Annotated in this window: 9 protein-coding genes; 6 read left to right on the forward strand and 3 right to left on the reverse strand. The window is 65.2% G+C overall.

The window, feature by feature from the left end; translation table 11 throughout:
• Positions 1-94 precede the first annotated feature (94 nt).
• The 4 genes from ACR9Y2_RS28250 (at position 95) to ACR9Y2_RS28265 (ending at position 11,210) form a co-directional block, all read left to right on the forward strand.
• Positions 95-4,534, forward strand: a complete 4,440-nt coding sequence (locus tag ACR9Y2_RS28250; RefSeq protein ID WP_435045222.1) for a hypothetical protein — start codon at positions 95-97, stop codon at positions 4,532-4,534.
• A 13-nt stretch (positions 4,535-4,547) separates the two neighbouring features.
• Positions 4,548-7,994, forward strand: coding sequence for a hypothetical protein (locus ACR9Y2_RS28255; protein WP_435045223.1), 3,447 nt, complete (start codon positions 4,548-4,550; stop codon positions 7,992-7,994).
• Between the two features lie 151 nt (positions 7,995-8,145).
• Positions 8,146-8,502 carry a PadR family transcriptional regulator gene (locus tag ACR9Y2_RS28260; RefSeq protein WP_435045224.1) on the forward strand — a complete coding sequence of 119 codons (357 nt, stop codon included), beginning with the start codon at positions 8,146-8,148 and terminating at the stop codon, positions 8,500-8,502.
• Positions 8,499-11,210, forward strand: coding sequence for an ADOP family duplicated permease (locus ACR9Y2_RS28265; protein WP_435045225.1), 2,712 nt, complete (start codon positions 8,499-8,501; stop codon positions 11,208-11,210). Before ACR9Y2_RS28260 ends, ACR9Y2_RS28265 begins: the two co-directional genes overlap by 4 nt.
• A gap of 12 nt (positions 11,211-11,222) precedes the next feature.
• Here the strand turns inward: ACR9Y2_RS28265 and ACR9Y2_RS28270 are convergent, their stop codons facing one another.
• On the reverse strand, positions 11,223-13,295 hold the full coding sequence (locus ACR9Y2_RS28270) for a serine hydrolase (protein WP_435045226.1): 2,073 nt from the start codon (positions 13,293-13,295) through the stop codon (positions 11,223-11,225).
• A gap of 132 nt (positions 13,296-13,427) precedes the next feature.
• Entirely contained in the window at positions 13,428-13,817 is a 390-nt protein-coding gene (locus ACR9Y2_RS28275) for an ArsR/SmtB family transcription factor (RefSeq protein WP_435045227.1), read from the reverse strand.
• Between the two features lie 166 nt (positions 13,818-13,983).
• Between ACR9Y2_RS28275 and ACR9Y2_RS28280 the strand changes: the two genes are divergently transcribed.
• Together ACR9Y2_RS28280 and ACR9Y2_RS28285 are read left to right on the forward strand one after the other, a co-directional pair.
• Complete coding sequence (locus ACR9Y2_RS28280; RefSeq protein WP_435045228.1) at positions 13,984-14,469, forward strand: DinB family protein; 486 nt, start codon at positions 13,984-13,986, stop codon at positions 14,467-14,469.
• 94 nt (positions 14,470-14,563) lie between these two features.
• Positions 14,564-18,235 (forward strand): family 78 glycoside hydrolase catalytic domain, encoded by a 3,672-nt coding sequence (locus tag ACR9Y2_RS28285; RefSeq protein ID WP_435045229.1) that lies wholly within the window; start codon positions 14,564-14,566, stop codon positions 18,233-18,235.
• 15 nt (positions 18,236-18,250) lie between these two features.
• Here the strand turns inward: ACR9Y2_RS28285 and ACR9Y2_RS28290 are convergent, their stop codons facing one another.
• Positions 18,251-19,663 (reverse strand): efflux transporter outer membrane subunit, encoded by a 1,413-nt coding sequence (locus tag ACR9Y2_RS28290; RefSeq protein ID WP_435045230.1) that lies wholly within the window; start codon positions 19,661-19,663, stop codon positions 18,251-18,253.

The following is a 19,663-nucleotide window of genomic DNA, read 5'->3' on the forward strand; positions in this document are numbered from 1 at the left end:
GTTGGAGCCCTGGAGTCGACGTAATTCCTGTCCTCCAGCTAGCAGTACAACCGATCTTGAAGCAACTGGTTTCCGTTCATAGAAGGAGTTCGCCATGAACCCGGTATCGGACCAATTGATTGCGCTTACGGCTGCACTGCAACCAGCCGCGGGTACGAGCCTGGAGGACCTGGCCGAATTGCGCCGGTTTGTCGCGGCGATCCTCATGCAGCAGAACCCGGGCATCCCCGTTCCCGTCGACACCTCGATGGATCCGGGCATTTCGGCCGCGATCACTGCGGGTGGTGCCCTTGCGGTGCAACTGGCGGCGGACGGGATCCGGGCGCGTTTCCAACAGAACAACGAGTTGATCCCAACGGCCGAGCCGCTGCGCCCGTCGCACGTGTTCGGGCCCTTTGCGGACCGATCCGGGCACCTGACCCGGTTCCTGATTTTCGAAAGTGTGACCTTTCACGCGGTCCATCTCCGGCAGCCCAATGGCAACCCGGCACCCCAGGTGGAACTGCTGCTTCCTGCCGGCACGGCGCCGCAGCCAGGGAACCTGGTGTTCGACATCCCCCAGGGTACGGTTTGGATCCGCGCGCGATCCCTGGTTGCGGGCGTGGCCGGGATGGCCGGTCTGCGCGTCTCCGGCGGAACGTTTACCTCAACCGCTCCAGCCCTGTTCGCGCTTGCCGGGCGCATCCTGGTGAACTCCAACGCGCAGTGGGTGCTCACTGTGCAGCCCGAGCCGCCGCCACCGGCTGACCCGGCCGGCTCCGACGCAAACGGCGTCTCGATCACGTTGCCGCAGACGCTGGAGGTCCGCTCGAATGGCAGCCCGGCGGTGACTGGGGCGATTGGACTCGCCGGCTTCGGATCCGGGCTCGAGTTTAACGAAGCCGGAGCGGCGCCCAGCGGCGACGGTGTCTCCCTGAACTTTCCGTTTGGCCCGGCCAGCCAGCCGTGGGCGATCGCCGGGAACCGGTCCGCCGCTGCCCAGTTTGCGGGCGAATGTGACGCGACCTCGGCTGTGTGGTCCCTGCCCTTGAATGCCGCCGCTCCGGCTGAGTTGGGGGAGACGGCGCACGGGGGCTCGGTCCGAATTACGTTGAGAGGCCCTTTGGCGATGAGCCTGGCCGGCGTGGCCGGCGGGACATTGCGATTGCTGGAGGCCGATCTCACGGCGAACGCGGATCTGATCATGCTCGAGGGGCGGAGGCCCGACGGGTCCGGCCGGCTGGAACTGGAGCTCTGGACGCCTGCGCTCAGCCGTATCAACTTTGGCCCGGATCCGATCACGCGTGTCACCTTTCTGAGCGAGCGAGGCCGGGGCGATATCACGGTGGTGCATGAAGGCGGAACGATCCGCAACCGCTGGGACCTGCCGCTGCGGGCAACCGGCAGCCCTTTCGGCTTCGAAGGTCGCCTGGAAAATTTCGCCATCCTGGCGCGCCCCGAGGTTTTGTTTGTCGCTCTGGAGGCGGGCCGGGATCCCGGGAATGCAGCGGAAGGGCTGGCTCTGGAAAATCTGTATTTGACGGTCCGGCCACCTGCCCGGCTGGTGCTTCTGGGTGTCTACGATGGTACGGCCGCGGTGGGGGACGGGACAGCCATTCTCTCGTTCGATGTACTGCTGGCGCAGCCCAGCCTGCCCGATCCGTACGCGATGAACTGGAGCTTGCCGGATGCCGGACAGGCCCAGCCGGCCGCGCTGTCCACGACCCTCAACTGGCAGGCCGCGGCCACCCCAGGTATCGAAAGCCGGTTAGAGCGCCGGGTTTTCTTCCCCGAGCCCGGTGTGGTGCGCGAGGATGAAGATCCCATTTTACGAGAGCTCTTCGACGGGCACCTCGGCACGCATCGCGAGTCATTGAGCCTGCTGGATCTGTCGAGCCGCGACGACCACTTTGGCGTGGCGATCGAGTCAATGGGGCGGCTGGAGCCCACGCTTCGCGACAATCAGTTGAGCCTGCAGTTCAGCGGGCTTCGCTTGCTGATGCAGCCGCAGGTCCTGTGGGAACCGGTACAGGCCGGCCCCGTCGAACTGGTTTCCAAAACAAACGGTGCTCGCACGCTGGCCGGCAGCAGGAGCGTCAAACTGGTGCCCGTACTGCCTGGCGTGATTGCGCGGGCGTGGGTGGATTCCGCTCGTGAACGTGAGCGCTGCGGAGTCATGTTCTCGCTGCCGTTCGGGCTGCGCGCCTTCGCCCGCTTCGACGTGCTCGAAGTGCTGCAGTTCGCCACCTCGGCCACCGATGCCTCGCTGCATGCGGTGGACTTTGGACCGGGGATGGCATCCGCGCGGCAGTTGCGGCTAAAGTCCAGCAAGCTGCGGCCGGCAGACCCGCCGGTGCCGCTGGATCCGGCGCGGATCATGGCCGGCTCCCTCCGCCAGATCCAGAACCTCCGGCCTAACGCCGCCGGGCTCGCCAGTGTTGTGGACGATGCCGCCATCAACCTGCAGATGGACGAACTCCATAACTTCCTGCCGCTGCACCAGGCGGACCTGTCCGGGTATGGACTCAGTACGTTCAGCAACTGGCGCAGGGACGTGCCGGTGGGCATTACCCAGGCGCGATTCGACGTCATGGTGGGCCGCACCTGCCTGGAAGTCATTCAGGCCCGGACCATCCTGGCCCCCTGTGAATCTCATCTGGTGCGCAGCATCGTGATGGAGCGGCGCAATTCCGGGCGAGTGCTGCGTTTCGACAGCGGTTGGGTGGCCGTCGACGATGGACTGTTTGAGACTCCCGCCAGGTTCGACAAAGGGGTCGTGATCGCTTACCGGAAGATCCGGCGGATCCGGGTCCCGGGCAAGCCGCTGCTGACCCTTTCGGATGGCTCAGTCTGGCAGGCCGTGACTTACGATTGCGATGCCGAGTTGGAGAATGTGAGGGCCGGCGGAGAGTCGGGCAGGGTGCCCGTCTATGACCAGGCCGGCTACATTCAGGTGCTGCCCACAGGCGCCGCGGCGGCTCCGACCGCGGCCCGGATGGCCCTGCTGTTTGCGGCTGTGAAGGGCGTGCTTGGCGGACCGGCGGATATCGCCATCCGGGTGGGTGGCACTCTCGACATGCAGGTGTCGGGGCTCTTTGCCGGTGTGGCTCCCAAGGACAACGCACCGGCTCCCGGCTTCGTGGTGGCTGCCTACGGTTCCCCCAAACTGCCGCGTGCCGGCCAGTGGAGCGCGGTGAGCGTGAGCAGCACGGGAGAAGCCTCGGCTGTTGATCCGCGGCGCGGCATCCCGGTAATTCGGCTGGCAGGGCGGCCCTATACGTTCCGCGATCCGGGCGATGCGAATCGCGACCGTCCGGCGACGGAGTACGGGCTGATGATGTCCACGCCCACCAGTCGCGTGTTGTTCCCGGTGCCCTCAGTGAATCCGGTGGAGCCGGGCGTGTTGCGAACGGCGGCGCCAGCCGTGGCCGATCCCATGGCGCTGGCGCAGTCGACCGATGTCTTTCCCCGGGGCGTGTATTCGTTGCGCGCAGCGCAGGCCGCGGCGTTTGACATCACTGGCGTGAACGACTGGCGCCTGACGAATCCGGGCTTTGACCTGACGGCTCCGCTGCCCGACCTGGCCAAAGGCGGCGAGTGGGCGATCCAACGGCTGTTCCCGGATGCGCCAAAGCTGAGCGGCCTCATCGATTCCGCCCTGGAAGACAAGCCGTGGGAGATCGGTGTCACCCCCAACGACATCAACATCGAGATCGATCCCTTCGGAAAGATCTTCGTCATCAAGACCAACTACAGCGCGATCAGCGGTGAGCTGGGCAAGCTGCAGAAGCCTTCGCTGGATTTCGGTCCGGCGTTGGATGCGCTGCGGGAACTCGTCAACGCCCTGAAGCAGTTTGTGAACCTCGGCCTCGATTTCGACGTCGACGTGACAGCGGGTTCAGGGCCCAGCCCGTCATTCATCGTGACCATCAGCCTGAAGTTCCGGTTGGGTGAGGGGCCGAACGAACGCATCGACATCGGTGTAGGCAAGTTCTATGGCGAATTTCACGTCACCGGACAACTGGAGGCGGCCCTGAACGGGTCGACCAGCGGACGCCTGCTGGCGGAGTTCGAGGGCGACATCCAGCAGGGTGTCATTCCTCCGCTGGTGTATGCGGGTGGAATGTTCCGCTTCGCGTTGGAGATTAAGGAAGACGGCAGTCCCACGATTGAATTGGGGCTGGGCATGACCACCTCACTGGGCGGCGATCTCATCAAGAACCTGCTGGAAGTGGAGGTCACCATCACGTATGGATACATGCTCATTCCACAGACGCTGCAGCCTGGCGTGATGCTGGGTCTGGAGGCTCGCGCGAAGCTGATGGGCGGCCTGATCGGCTTCTCGTTCGCCGTGCAGGCGATGGCCCGGATCCTGCGGGCCGATTTCGAGAACGTCACCATCTTCGCCGACATCCGCGTGGTCGCGACGGTACAGGTTGCCTGGCTGATCGAGGAAGATGTCGACGTTCGAACGCAATTTGAGCAGAAGATCCCACTGCGGCTTGCCGCCCTGCCGCTGGGCGGCGGAGCCCTGGCGCTGACCGCAGCCATCTGAGGAGCCGATCTCAATGCCCGCACCCACACCTTCACGCCTGAGCTTGCTGACCTTTCCACAACGTTGGAGCGACGGATCGATCCAGGTGCGCTTCCTGTGCCTGCCGAAGGGGGATCCCAACGAGGTTCCGGCGGCGGACCAACCCCCCTTCGCCACGGCAAACCTGGTATTCACCGCGCAGTTGATCGACAGTCCGGACGAGCTGCCGCGTGCCGCCGATGCGGTGGCCGTGGGGCCCCTGGCGCTCGAGCCCGAGCCCGTGAACAAGGCGGCGCTGCTGGCTGAGCTGAGGCGCCAATTCAACATTGTGGCGCGTCCGGTGGCCGTGCCCGCCGCGACCCTCACGTTTCGCAAACCGGTGACCGGCAGCTACCGGGCACTCACCGGGAACCGGGAACTCTCGAAGTTCATGGCCGCGGCCGACGACTTCGATTGCGCGCTGCACGAGGCGCAGGAGAGCCAGCCGCCGCTGCCTGTCGAACTCGAGAACACCGTGACCTGGGGCCGGATTCTGGCCATGCTGCTGAAACAGCCGGCTCTGGCGGAAGCGTGCGGCTTCATCGGGCAGGTGACCGTGGCCGTGCCGGACCCGGCGCGCCTGGCCAAGGGCGGATGGCTCTACATCGACCTGGATCCCAGCAGCGACTACTTTGGAGCCGCCCCCGGCTTCCGGTCTGTGTACGCGGCCCGCCTGCCGGCGCTCAACGAGAACCGGCCGCTCTACGCCGCCGTGCTGTTCCCCCTGGACGGCGCGAATCCGGCCGACGACGTGTATCGCGAAGCGGAACGCTACAGCAACGGCTTCGCCCGGATGGTGCACTGTGCGCAGACGGACGACGGCGGAGATGGGATCCGTCTCGCATGGGATGACGAGCAGGTGGCCGAATGGCTGAACCGCCAGGTGGACCCCGCTCTCAACGCACCGATGGGTACGGCGGGCTACCGGGTGGACGTCCGCCGGCGTGGCGAGGCCGCGTGGAATTCGCTGCAGCGGATCGCGAGTGTTGCGGACCTCACGCTTGGAGCGGAAACCCTGGGACGCTTTGACGGCGATGCCGTGGTGGAAGTGGCGCCCGTCCAGATCTCACCGGCGCACGCGGGACAGTATTGGATGCCGCCCTACTTCGCCACGTGGCGTGGCAGTTCGCTGGCGCTGACGGATCAGGAGCTGGTCGACCTGCACCAGCATCCTCTACTCGATGACCCGGCGGCGCAGGCGCACAGGTTGGGCCGCGACAAGAAGTTTGTGCCCGTCGCGGACAAGGCGGTGCCCCTGCTGTATGGGGGGACGTATGAGTTCCGGGTCCGGCTGGCGGACCTGACGCGAGGTGGCCCGGCGGCCGCGGAAGGCGTCCCGTTGGCGCCGGATTCCATTGCCACCGTTGCTTTCCGCAGGCGCCGCCGTCCCGGGCAGATCCAAGTGCTGGCGCGGCCCACCAAAGACGTGCCATCGATTGAGCTGGCGAAGCCGCGGCTCGGTTATCCGGATGCGCTTTTCACGGGCAACGCCACCTTCGCCGACCTGCGCAACGACTTCGAGACCGCGCCGGAACGCGAGTTCGGCGTGCCCGATCCGGATGTTTTGCAGGTTGGAATTCTTGTCGAGGTGCGGACCCTCACAGGCGATGAGTCCGCTTGGATGCCGCTCTACAACACCCGGCGATCCTTCGAGGCGGCTACCCTCACCATTCCGGTGACCGGCGAGGATCATGCCACGCTGGCTACCTTCAACGGACTGCAGCCGGACGATGGTCCGCTGGCCATCCCGACGGCACGGAACATCCGGTTGACACTCACCGCGTTGGGCCGCGAAGACGCTGACTATTTCGAGACGGAGGCCGCGCGGAACGGGACTCCCATCACGCTTGAGATCCGGGCGGACGCAGCCGCGGAAGAGCCTCTCTTCAACGCCAACGACCTGCCGGTGCGCGGATTCTTTTTCCAGTCTCCGCCCGCTGACGGCTCAGTGGCCAACCCCCTGGATCGCGTCGCCCTGGAGTTGGGCCTGGCTCATTCGCGCGTCACCCTCTCCGGCCGCCCTGGTCATCGAACCATCTTCGGAGCGTCCGCCGAACTGCAGCATACGCTTGGCTCGGAAGCGTCAGCGATCACCTTCGCGTCGAATGCCGACCTCGCCGGCCGCTGGGTGAATGTCGTACGGTTCACGGTGAGCCGCGACTGGACCTGGGACGGCCTGACGGACTCAGGGCTTGAGGTAAGGCGGGTTGTCAGGCATCCGAATCGGCCTGATGCCGATCAGCTCGCGGGCAGGGTGGTTCTGCCACGCGCCCTTGCCGCTCAAGCTCGGGCTGGTGTCGCGCCGGACCCGAGGGCGGCGCAACGTCAGTTCACTGACGTGTTCTTCTTCGATGCCTACGATCCCAAGCCGGCTGCGGGCGAGTTTCCGGAAGAGCTGCGGTTTGAGTACCGCCTTGCAGCGTCGTTCAAAGGAGGGGCCCCGGCGCCTGCGCCCGAGGTGCTTCCGGAACTGGTGGTGCCCGTCACCACGCCACCGGTGCAGACTCCGAAACTGGTCTCGGCCGGAATCGCCTTGTCGGAGTTTGTGGCGGCGGACGACTATTCCTCCACCAATCAGCGTGTGCGGTCGCTATGGATTGAATTCGAAGAGGCGCCTCTGGACCCACGCGACAATTACTATGTCCGGATTCTGGCGGACGCGCCGGATCCCATGCTGACCAATGAGGTGTTTCCAGAAACGATCGAGGCACCGTTGCCGCTCGACCCGGAGTGGATGCGGCTGATCGTCCCCGGCCAGCCACGCGACAACAACGGGCTGAACGCAATGGGTGAACTGGCGGCGAACACCCCCGACGGGCGGCACTGGATTGTCCCCCTGCCCGAAGGGCTAAATGCCGCGTCGCCGGAGCTGTTCGGGCTATACACCTACGAGCTCCGCCTGGGGCATACCGAGGCCCGGTGGTCCACTGCGCAAGGACGCCACGGGCCGGCGTTGCGCGTCGCTGGCGTCCAGCATCCCGTGCCGCCACTCTCGTGCCAGGCCGCGCGGACCGAACGAACGATTCGAGTCCGCGGTCCCTTTGCGACCCCGGTCTATAAGGGGCGAAATGTCCGGCCCCAGATTCCGCGGACGCAGTTGTGGGCGGTGCTCTACGCCAGGGTGCGGCAGACCGATGGGAAGGCCTGGCGGAACCTGGTCCTGACACGCTTCCCCTTGCTTCCTCCGGCCGCACTCTTCAATGCGGGACTGGAAGGCAACGCTGCCCTACTGTACGGTGAGGGGGCAATCGAGATTGCCGCGGTCCACGAGATGCTGAAGCGCGTCGGGCTGCCCGCGGAAGCGCCGCTGACGGTATTAGCCGTGGAGTGTTTCGGCGCGGCCTCGGACGAGAATCCGGCGCCGGATCCGATGGGCGCCGATCTGGGTTTCTCGCGGATGCTGAGGGTCTCGCCGCTCACACCGGTGCCGGACGCCTGCTGACTGCAGCGCGACCTGCGTGGCGGACAGATCCCTGCAGCCACTGGATGCCGGCCGCCCAGGGTGGCGGTTCGCAAACACTGTCCAACCTGCGCCATGACCCGCGATTTTGTAGTAGACATTCTACAGAATTATATTGTAGAGTGTCTACGGAATGACAACTCGCAACACGCCGCGCATGGAGTTTCTGCAGGGAACCCTGGACGTACTGATTCTCCGTACGCTGCTGTTTGGACCGAACCATGGACATGCCATCGCCAAGCATATCCAGCGGACATCCGAAGACCAGCTGCAGGTGGAGACGGGGTCGCTGTACCCGGCGCTGCACCGGTTGGAAGGGCGCGGACTGGTGGAGGCTGGATGGGAGCTGGCGGAGACCGGTAAGCGCGCCAAATTTTACCGTCTGACAACAAAGGGCCGCAGGGAGTTGCAGAGCGAGCGCTCCAAGTGGGAGGCGTTTGCGAGGGCGATGGGACTGGTCCTGAATTCCTCGGAGGAGGATCCGGCATGAGAGACGCACTACGGCGATTGGGCTGGCTGCTCTCGCGGCGCAAGCGGGATGCCGAGCTGGCTGACGAGTTGGCGTTCCATCTCGAGGAAGAGGCGCGTGCCCGGCGGGCGGAAGGACTGACGGCGCGCGAGGCCCAATTGGCGGCACGCCGGGAGTTGGGTAACCCTTTGAGAGTCGCCGGGGATACGCGCGCCTCCTGGGGCTGGCAGTGGGTGGACTACATCGTGCAGGATGCGCGCTATGCCCTGCGCAACCTGCGGCGGGCGCCCGCATTCACGACTGCGGCGATCCTCTCGCTGGCCCTGGGCATCGGCGCACCCACGGGCATCTTCAGCCTGCTGAACGCGGTGGTGCTGCGGCCGTTGCCTGTGCCCGCGCCGAATGAAATGGTCCAGCTCGCTTACACACTGCCGTTGTGGGAGACAAATCCGGGCAACTGGAACAGTTGGTTCGACTATCCGCAATTCGAACGGCTGCGGAAGGAGTCGCGGACGATGTCCGGGATCTTCGGCGGAACACGGGTGGGGCGGGTGAATCTGGAGTCCGGCGGGACCTCCGGACTCGCGCAGTTGGATGCGTACTCGGGCAATTTCTTCGCGGTGCTGGGCGTCCGCCCGGCGCTGGGCCGTCTGTTTTCCGAGGAGGAAGACACGCTGGATGCCTCAGTGGTGGTGCTCAGCGATCAGTATTGGCGGACGCGTTTTGCCGCGGATCCCTCCATTGTGGGCCGGGCCGTGACCATCAACCGCGTGCCATTTACGGTGGCAGGGGTGACACCGCCCGAGTTCCGCGGCATCGCGATTGGGAACGCTCCTGACGCCTGGGTGCCGTTGCGGTCGACGGACCGGCTGGCTCCCGGACGGAAGGAGCGCTGGACTGAGCCGTTTGCAAGCTGGCTGCTGCTGGCCGGGCGTGTGCGGACGGGCATCGATGTCCGGCGGGCGGAGGCGGAACTCGACCTGGTGCACCGCCGTGTGCTCCAGGAGCAGTTGGCGCTCTCTCCGATGGGTAGGGAAGAGAGCACGCAGCGCTTCGTGCAGGCGAGCCATCTCATGTTGCGCCCGGCTGCTTCAGGCATGCACAGCGGCCTGCGGGAGACCTACTCGCTACCGTTGAAGGTGCTGATGTGCATCGCAGGGTTGGTGTTGCTGGCTTCCTGCGCAAATCTGGCTAATCTGCTGCTGGCGCGCGCCTCCAGCCGGCGGCGCGAGATTGAGGTACGGCAGGCGCTGGGCGCAGGCCGGCGGCGCATCGTCCAACAACTGCTGACGGAGAGCAGTGTCTTGACCTTGATGGGCGGCGTGCTGGCGATGGCGATCGCGTGGGGCAGTTCGGCCCTGTTGCTGCGGGTAATCTCCACCGGCGACACGCCTCTGTCGATCGACTTGAGCCCCGACGCCAATGTATTGGCTTTCAGCCTGCTCACGACGTTTGTGGCCGCGGGTCTGTTCGGCCTGGCGCCGGCGTTGCGTGCATCCCGCGGATCCGGTAGCGCCATGCGGACGGGCTCGCGCCAGGTGGGGCCAGGCTCCCGTGCGCTGGATCGGGGGCTGATTGTGGCCCAGGTGGCGCTGTCCGTGGCGCTGGTGGCGGGCGCCGGGCTGTTCGTACGCACCTTCCAGAATCTCTGGGGGATCGATCCAGGCTTCAATCGCGACGACGTGCTGATGTTCTCGGTGGATGCGAAACTGGCTGGCTACGGCTCTGACAAGGAGCAGGCCGCCGCACTGTATAGCGAGATCCTGCGCCGGATGCAGGCCATGCCGGGTGTACGGTCGGCTGGCGCCTCGATTGTCCGTCCCGTGGACGATCAGTTTTACCTGATCGACCGGGTGAACGAGATCGACGGCCGGGCGCTGGCACAGCGGGACACAATCAAAGTCGCCTGGAATGCCGTGAGCCACGGGTATTTCGATACCGTTGCGACGCGGATCCTATTGGGACGCGACATCCAGCCGGGTGACGATGGGGCGGCGCCGAAGGTGGTGGTGGTCAACCAGTCGTTCGCGAACCGCGCGTTTGCCAATGGGAATCCCATTGGCCACCGTGTAGGCTTGGCGACGATCGTCGGAGTGGTAAAGGACTCACTCTACAACGGGATGCGCGATCAACCGCGGCCCGTGCTGTACTATTCAATCTTCCAGCACGGCCGGGAACAGGGCTTTCGCTGGGGCTTCGTCTCCTACGAACTGCGTTATGCGAACGGCATGAACCTGGGGGCGCAGGTGCGCCGGGAGTTGGAGGCGGTGGACCGATCCCTTCCCTTGTTCCGCCTGCGGACACTAAAGCTCCAGCTGGCCCAGTCATTGCTCAAAGAGCAACTGCTGGCGATGCTGTCGGCCGTCTTCGGCGGCGTGGCGTTGTTGCTGGCCTGCATCGGCCTCTATGGCCTGATCTCGTACAACGTCGCGCGCCGGATCCCGGAGATCGGCATCCGGACCGCGCTGGGCGCTCCGCGCCGTCATCTCTTCTGGCTGATCCAGCGCGAGGCCCTGGTGCTGACGCTGGCAGGAGTTGCCCTGGGTATCCCCATGGCGATGCTGGGCGCGCGCTATGCCAGGACCCTGCTGTTCGAAGTCGCGCCATCGGATCCTGTGACGCTGGTGACGGCGGCGGTGCTGCTTTTGGGAGTGGCTGTTGTGGCGGGCTACGCTCCGTTACGGCGAGTGCTGCGCGTGGACCCGGCTTCAGCGCTGCGCTGTGAATAGCAGCCTGCAGCATCAACGTAGTTGCAGTTGGACTTCCCGAACACAGAACGCATCGTCGTCCGGTGTGTTTCTGCCGTGAGTGGCGGAATAGACCAGCGAAAGACTCTTCCCGTCCCCACTGAACCACTTGGCTGGCAGGCGGTAGCCGTGCGCACCCTCGATGTCCCAATGCTCCGTTTCGAAAGCCGTGGTCCAGGGACCCCAGGGTTCCGGAGCGTCATGCATGCCCCAGCCGCTGGTGTGATTGAAGCCGGCGACGAGCAGGTAGCGCTTCAGCACAGGGTGGTAGACGGCGTCGACGCGCTGGCAGCGGCGTGGGTTGCGGAAGACGCTCTGACGGGCGTCGAGGGAAGAGCTCCACCGTGGGGCGCCGGCGGAGTCGAGCCCAGCGAAAAACTCCCAAGCCGCCCGTTCGGTCAGCCGCCTGACCGGCGCACGCATCAGCACGACTCCATTGTCCGAATCGTAGGCGCTGGCCCCGTCCTGTGAATACACATAGACATAACCATCGCGGGCGCCGGCATAGTTCCTGCCGTAGTTGAGGAACGCCGGGGCGCCGAAGCTCTGTTCCAGCCGGAAGCCCCAGGTCCAGGTCTTTCCGCGATCATCCGACCAGGCCAGTTGTGCATTCCCAACATTGCGAACCCACATGTACAAGCGCTTCCTGACCATGAGCAGGCCGCTCGCTTTGGCGCCTTTCGCTCCATCCCCCGTGCGTTCTCCCGTAGCCGAGCGAATGTTCACCCCGCGAAACTTGGCGGCCGTTCCGTCGACCCTGGCAAAGCCGAGGCTGAGCTTCTGTTCGGTGAAGGGCGCGAACCCGCGGCCGTCGCCGTAAGCCGTATACAACGCTCCGTCGTCGCCCCAGGTGAGGGGCCAATTGTCGCTATCGGGTGCCTGGCGGAGAATTGTACCCTTGGGCGCAAACTGCACCCCGGCAATCACGGGACTGGGCGGATACGCGGTGCGGGTCACCACGGACTCCATCACCGGCTGCAGGATTCCCTTGAGAATGGGCGCCCAGAAGCCGCTGGAGACGCCCGGCGGAGTCAAGGCCTGCCCATACCGGACGACGACCAGGTCGAGACTGGGAATGACGATGAGCACCTGGTGGCCGGCTCCGGCGCCGACGATGGTGTCGCGAGGAACGCCGGGCCAGATCCCGTCGGTGTTGATCCACCAGCCCAGGCCGGAGCGGGGCGCCGGATCGCCACTTGCGCGGTCCTGCACGGGCATTCCGGCGTCAGCCTGCATTCGATCGACCCACGTGGAGGCGAACAGGCGCTGCCCGCCGAATTCGCCGCGCTGCAGCATCAGCAGGCCCACGCGGGCGGCGGCGCGGGCCGTGAACGAGGCTCCGCCCCAGGTGGCATAGAGCGAGAGCCCATCCACCGAGTAGCCTTGGCCGTAGCCGATCTCCCACTCCGTATCAGGAACGGCCAGCGGACGCAGGATGCGATCGCGCAATGCCAGCTTCAGGTCGGGGTAAGCGGTCCCCCGCAGGCTGGCCGTGATGGCGTAGCCCAAAGCCGCCATGCCCGGATTGCTGTACGCGTTGCCTTGGCCGGGTTCGAACACCACCGGCGTGTCTCGGATGGAGATGGAGAAGGGATCCGGCTGGCGCTTCCAGAACGCGCCCTTCCAGCCCGGCAGCTGCATATGGGGGATGTTGTCCTGTTCAGCGTCTTCCAGGCCGCTCGTGTGGGTGGCCAGCTGGCGGATGGTGATCTTCGATTTCAGCGGCTGGCGCTGCCAGGAGGGGATGAACTTCGAGGCAGGATCGTCCAGCGCGAGGCGGCCGTCGTTCAGCGCGACCAGCAGCGACATGCCGCCCACCAGGGCCTTGGCGAGAGAGGCCGTGCCGTGCGGCCGGGCGGCGTTCCATTCAGGCGCGTACCATTCGTGCACGATCCGGCCCCGTCGGACGACCAGCAGGGCATCGGTGCGCAGTTTGGCGAGCTCGTCCTGCATCTGCCGCAGCCGCTGCGGATCCATGCCCGCCGCACGGGCATCCCGCGTCTGCCAGGCGGGCGGTTGCGCCAGTGCCGGCGTGAGCAGAAGCAGGGATAGCAGCAGTCGGTGCATGGTGGTTCGGCCGCGGGTGGTGCCCGTCTGGAGGGCAGCGCAAGCGGCTCACCCTGCAGATCACGATACTACGTGAAGCGGATCGCAGACAGCCTGGTCGAGGCCGGCAGTTGGCGCCGGTTTGCGCGCCCTCTACTGTCCCTTCGCCGCCGAACCGCCCTTGCGCTTCAGCGCGGCGGACGCCTTCACCTTGCGCTCCTGCTGCAGGTTGTGCGCAGTTAGGATGGCGAATAGAAGCCCCGGAAAACGCGATTCGATCTCCGCGCACCGGGTTGTGTTGTGCATCTCGACCCCGCGGCGTTCACTGCGGATCAACCCTGCTTCCCGCAGAACTTTGTAATGCTGCGAGAGCGTCGACTTCGGAATGCTCGCGCCGCACCCGGCGAGGAAACCGGTGCACGTCTGCGCGCATTCAGACTTGAACAGGCTGGCGTAAATAGCCACTCGCACAGGATCGGCCAGCGCGTGCAGAATCGATTCGACCGTAATCTCGTCAACAGAGGGGTGCAGCAGCGGTCTCATCTCTTCCATGGTACGGCGCGGCCCGTTCTGGTTCAACAGTTCACAAATGCGGAACTATTGAATCCGCAGCCCGCCGGCGAGCATCCCAGCAGGCAGGCCGGCTGCGCCCGCGCGTTTGGGCGGGCCGGCCGCATCCATCTCCACGCTGGAAAAGGATCACCTGATCATGACCGATTCGCAATTCATTGATGCCGCTCTCCGCAACTGGACCACGAATGTCGATAGGACGACCAAGTTCTTCGAAAGCCTCTCGGAGGAAGGGCTGCAGGCCAGGGTCGCGCCCGGCAAAAACCGCCTTCTCTATATTTGGGGCCACCTCGCCGCGGTGAACGATGCACTCATCCCGCTGCTCGATTTCGGCCGCCGGCTCCATCCGGAACTGGATGACATCTTCCTCAAGAATGCCGACGGGGCTGTCGAGAATCCCTTTTCGGTCGAGGATCTCCGGCACATCTGGCGCAAGACCAACGAAGTGCTGCAAGCCGGCTTCGCCGAACTGACCCCCGCGGAGTGGCTGCAGCGCCATACCTCCGTCTCTGAGGCGGATTTCCAGCGCGAGCCGCACCGCAACCGCTTCAATGTCCTGCTGGGGCGAACCGGGCACATTGCCTACCATCTCGGGCAGGTGATGCTCACCCGCCAGGCGGACTGAGCCGCCGCCGACCTTCCGCTGTCCTCCATTTCCTGATATGAATTGATCCGCCGGTCCGTACGAAGACAGCCGGCTTCAGGACGTGGAGGTTGTAGTGACGAAGAAATACCAGCCCAAAGTTTCCCTGCGGTGGAGACGCTTTGCCGTCGTGGCCAGCGCCCTGCTGTGCTGCCTATCGACCGCAAACGCAGCGGCCTTGCTCCAGAATCTGCAGGTGGAATACAGGCCCACGCCGCTGGGAATCGACGTAGCTCAGCCGCGCTTCAGCTGGCAGATGGCCACCACCGCCGGCGAGCGCTCAGCCGCCCAGGCCGCCTATCAATTGGAGGTCCGGGACCCCCAGGGCCGGTTGGTCTGGGACACGAAGAAGGTCGACGGCTCAGGCTCTCTCGGAATCCTGTACGCCGGCAGCGCCCTGAAGGCCGCGACCCGCTACTCCTGGACTGTGACGGTGTGGAACCAGGCCGGCGCGAAGCTCCTCGGCAGCTCCTGGTTCGAGACAGGCTTGATGGATCCCTCGCCCAGCTCCAGCGCGTGGAGCGGCGCCCAATGGATCGGCGGCAGAAATGAAGACCTGGTCCTCTATGCGCCCTACCTCGCTATCTTCGATCTGAAGTACGCCCTCACCATCGCGCCCGGCAGCACGCGCGCCAGCTTCGTCTACGGCGCCAACGATTCGCGGCTGATGGACAAAAACAAGAACATTTACCAGCTCGCCAACGGCAAGGACCAGGGCTACATCAAACTGGAACTCGACATTGCGGCCGTCGATGGCTCTCCTGATGGCAAGGCTAAACTGAACGTCTATCGGGCCGGCTATAAAGACACCGATACCCCCGCGAAGCCGCTCAAGACCTTCGAACTCGCCAAAGAGCTCATCAACAGTGCGAACAGGAACTCTGAGCACACCATCGAGTTCCGCAGCGCCTTCGGCCAGATCACCATCTCGATCGACGGGCAGGCCAACCTCACGGGCGCACCGGCCCCCGCCGCTCCAGCCGGTCCTGCCCAGTTTGGACCGGGCGGCCGAGGCGGTCCGGCGAACGCCGTGAACCTGAACCCCTTGGGCATGGGCGGTAACTATCTCCCCTTCGGCATGCTCTGCGACATCGGCTTCGCCGTCGACCCGGGCCAGAACGCAAGCTTCCGCGATCTCACCGTGCGCAACAACCGCGCCCCCAACAACATCCTGTTCCAGGAGGATCTCTCGGCCCCTGTCTACAAGGGCATCTTCGCCGCACCCGGCGTTTCCGTGGCCAATGGGCGCTATGTTCTCTCCGGTGGAACCAGGGGCGTGTTCCAGGTGAAGGATCCCAGTCGCAATGCCATGCCCATGCTGCGCACCACCTTCAAGGCCCCCGCCAAAGCCGTCGCCGGCGCCCGCCTCTACGTCACTGCCCGCGGCATTTATGAGGTCTTCCTGAACGGCCGGCGCGTCGGCGACGACTACTACAACCCCGGCCTGACGCAGTACAACGTGACGCACCTCTACCAGACCTACGACGTCACCAGCCTCATCAGGGCCGGCGACAACGCCCTGGGCGCGATGCTCGGCGAAGGCTGGTGGAGCGGCCTGCTCAGCTTCGGCAACATCTGGAACCACTTCGGCGACCGCCAGTCGCTGCTCGCGAAGCTCGTCGTCACCTACAAGGACGGCACCTCCGACACCATCACCAGCAACGACAAAACCTGGAAGTACTTCGCCTCCGGACCCGTCCTCTACAGCAGCCTCGATTTCGGCGAGATCTACGACGCCGCCCGCGACCAGGCGGTCGAAGGCTGGACCACCGCCGCCTACAACGACAGCAAGTGGAAGCCGGCGGCCGCGGTCCCGCTGCAGGGCACAACCTTCGCCGGCTTGGAACAGGGCCGCATGGGCGCGCCTGGCACACCCTTCCAGTTCGACAAGCTCGCCCTCCTCGGCCAGATCGGCAACAACGCCGGAATCTTCCGGACCCTCACGGCGAAAAGCATGAAGGAGGTCCGGCCCGGCGTGTTTGTCTACAACATGGGCCAGAACCTGGTAGGCGTTCCCAGGATCACCGTTGCCAATGGCCGTGCCGGCGGCAGGCTCACCCTCCGCTTCTCCGAGATGCTCTATCCGGATTTGAAAGAGTCGGGGAAGAATGTCGGCATGCTGATGACCGAGAACTACCGCGCCGCCCTCAACCAGGACGTGTACACGATGAAGGCCGGCAGCCAGGTCTTCCAGCCCCGGTTCACCTCGCACGGCTACCAGTACATCGAGATCACCGGCCTCGACAAACCGCTGCCGCTCGAAGCCATCCAGGGCGTGGCCATCAGTTCTGTCAGGGAGCTGACAGCCGACTACAGGACCTCCAGCGAGAAGGTGAACAAGCTGTGGTCGAACCTCGTCTGGTCAAACGTCGACAACTTCCTCACCATCCCCACCGACTGCCCGCAGCGCAATGAACGCATGGGCTGGTCCGGCGACATCAACGTGTTCTCGCGCACCGCCACTTACGTTTCGAATGCCAACCAGTTCCTCACCCGCCACATGTACGCCATGCGCGACACCCAGTCCGCCGCCGGCCGCTTCACCGACGTCGCCCCCGTGGGCGGCGGCTTTGGCGGAGTGCTGTGGGGCAGCGCCGGCATCGTCGTCCCCTGGGAGACCTACCTGCAGTACAAGGACACCGGCCTGCTCGCCCAACACTACCCGGCCATGGCCGCCTACATCGACTATCTGGAGACGACTCTCGACCCGAAGACCGGCCTCAGTTCCGACGGTCAACTGGGCGACTGGCTGGGCCCGCAGAACAACCTGCTGGGCGCCCCGTTCCTGTCCACCGCCTACCACGCCTACGACCTCGGCATCATGGCGCAAATCGCCGAAATCCTGGGCAAGCCGGCCGACGCCGCGAAGTACAGGACCCTGTACGAGAAGCGCAAGGCGTTCTTCAACGCCACGTTTGTGAATGCTGAAAAGAAGACGCTGGGCACAGTCGGCGGACGAGGCGGGTTTGGAGCCCCCGGCCGTCCGCCCGCCCCCCTGGAGTTCAAGGTGGCCGACTCTCAAACCTCCTATGCCGTTGGGCTGGCCATGGGCTTGTTCAATTCCGAGAACACGCCCCACATGGTCCGTAACCTCGCCGATAGCGTGGCCCGCGGGAACCAGGACGACGGCGGCGTGCTGCGTCCGCCCAATTCGCTGATGACCGGTTTCATCGGCACCTCCTGGATCAACAAGGCGCTCTCCGACAACGGCCTCAGCGAACTCTCCTACCGCCTGCTGCACAACAACCAATACCCGTCGTGGCTCTACGCCATCGACCAGGGCGCCACCTCCATCTGGGAGCGTCTCAACGGCTACACCGTCGAGAACGGCTTCGGCGGCAACAACAGCATGAACTCCTTCAACCACTACTCATTCGGAGCCGTGGGCCAATGGATGATGGCTTATTCGCTGGGCATCCAGCGCGACGAACCCGGTTTCCAGAAGTTCATTTTGCAGCCGGAGCCCGACCCCACCGGCATCATGACCTCCGCCGAGGGCTACTACGACTCCATGTACGGCCGCATCCGCAGCGCCTGGAAAGTGGAGGCCAAGACCCTCACTTACAAAGCAACCGTGCCGGCCAATACCACCGCCACGCTCTACCTGCCGGCCTCTGCGGCCGCGTCCGTGAAGGAAGGCGGGCAGCCTCCCTCCGCCGCCCAAGGCGTCGAGTTCAAACACTTCGAGAACGGCAAAGCCGTCTACCTGCTCCACTCCGGCAGCTACGAGTTCACGGCCAGCCGTTGAGAGCCCCATCGGGGGTCATCCGCCCCCGCCTCCGCCCAGCGCCTTATACAAAGCCACTTGGTTTGCGAGCTCTGCCAGCCGCAGGCTCACCAGCCCCTGTTGGCTCTGGTAGAGCGCCCGCTGTGCCACCAGCACCGTGAGGTAACTGTCCATGCCCGCCTGGTAGCGGGCGTCGGCGATGCGGTTCGCCTGCTCCAGCGAGTTCACCAGCGCCTGCTGGGCCACATGCTGCTCGCGCAGCCGGATGCGCCGGCTAAGCGCATCGCTCACTTCGCGGAACGCGGTCTGGATCGATTTCTCATACTCGGCGATGGCCAGCTCCCGGTCGGTTTCCGCCACCTTCACGGTCGATTTACGGGCCCCGGAATCGAAGATGGGCAATGAGATCTGCGGAGCGAAGCTCCACGTGCCAGCACCGGCATTGAAAAGCTTCGTCAGGTCGCTGCTCATTGAGCCGGCGCCGGCGGTCAGTGCGATGCGCGGAAAATAGGCGGCCCGCGCCGCGCCGATATTGGCGTAGGCAGCTTTCAACTGGTGTTCCGCCGTCAGGATGTCCGGCCGGCGCAGCAGCACCTCGGAAGGCAGGTCCGCCGCAATCTCCTTCATCGCGCTACCTGCGCCCAGTTCATTGGGCAGCAGGCTGGGCGGCACCGGCGCGCCCGCCAACAGGTTCAGCGCATGCCCGTCCAGCTCAATCTGGCCGGTATACCGCGCAATATCGACGCGTGCCGCTTCCACCTGGCTCTGCGCCTGGCGGAGATCCAGATCCGAGGCCATGCCGGAGTCCCGGATTTGCCGGATCAGGTCATAGCTCGCTTGCTGCGCCTCCAGCGTCGACTCGGCCAGCCGCAAACTCTCGCGATCGGCGGCCAGCGACAGGTAGCTGCTCGCCACTCCGGAGACCAGCGCGAGCTGTGTGGCGGAACGGGCCTGCTCCGTGGCCAGGAACTGTTCCAGCGCGGCGCTCTTCAGGCTGCGGATCCGCCCGAAGAGATCCAGTTCCCAGGAGGCCGCGCCCAGGTTCAGCGTGTACTGCTGGATGGTGACGGCCTCCCCCACATTGATGCCCGCCACCGACATGTCCTTCGGCAGCCGGTAGACGTTTCCGGTGGCCGAGACGGCGACCGTCGGGCGCCGCTGCGCGCTTTGGATCCTGTACAGCGCCTGCGCCCGCTCGATGTTCAGCGCGGCCATCCTCAGGTCGCGATTGTTGGCGAGTGCGGTCTCAATGACAGAGCGGAGACCGCTATCGGAGAAGAACTCCCGCCAGGGCACCTCCGGCCCTTGCACGGCGCCAGCCGCGGCTGGCTGCGCTGTCCCCTCTGTCCAGGCAGCGGGCACCGGCGACGGCGGACGCTCATAGGGACGGTTGTGCATGCATCCGCCCAGTGTGAAGACAGCGGCCAGCAGCAGAATATGGCGGTCCAT

Origin of the sequence: Paludibaculum fermentans, assembly GCF_051172195.1 — a bacterium.
Classification (GTDB): domain Bacteria; phylum Acidobacteriota; class Terriglobia; order Bryobacterales; family Bryobacteraceae; genus Paludibaculum; species Paludibaculum fermentans_A.

Coding starts and splice junctions, on each gene's coding strand:
- ACR9Y2_RS28265 (WP_435045225.1), top strand. CDS start 8,499: ATGAGAGACGCACTACGGCGATTGGGCTGGCTGCTCTCGCGGCGCAAG.
- ACR9Y2_RS28270 (WP_435045226.1), bottom strand. CDS start 13,295: ATGCACCGACTGCTGCTATCCCTGCTTCTGCTCACGCCGGCACTGGCG.
- ACR9Y2_RS28280 (WP_435045228.1), top strand. CDS start 13,984: ATGACCGATTCGCAATTCATTGATGCCGCTCTCCGCAACTGGACCACG.
- ACR9Y2_RS28275 (WP_435045227.1), bottom strand. CDS start 13,817: ATGAGACCGCTGCTGCACCCCTCTGTTGACGAGATTACGGTCGAATCG.
- ACR9Y2_RS28260 (WP_435045224.1), top strand. CDS start 8,146: ATGACAACTCGCAACACGCCGCGCATGGAGTTTCTGCAGGGAACCCTG.
- ACR9Y2_RS28255 (WP_435045223.1), top strand. CDS start 4,548: ATGCCCGCACCCACACCTTCACGCCTGAGCTTGCTGACCTTTCCACAA.
- ACR9Y2_RS28250 (WP_435045222.1), top strand. CDS start 95: ATGAACCCGGTATCGGACCAATTGATTGCGCTTACGGCTGCACTGCAA.
- ACR9Y2_RS28290 (WP_435045230.1), bottom strand. CDS start 19,663: ATGGACCGCCATATTCTGCTGCTGGCCGCTGTCTTCACACTGGGCGGA.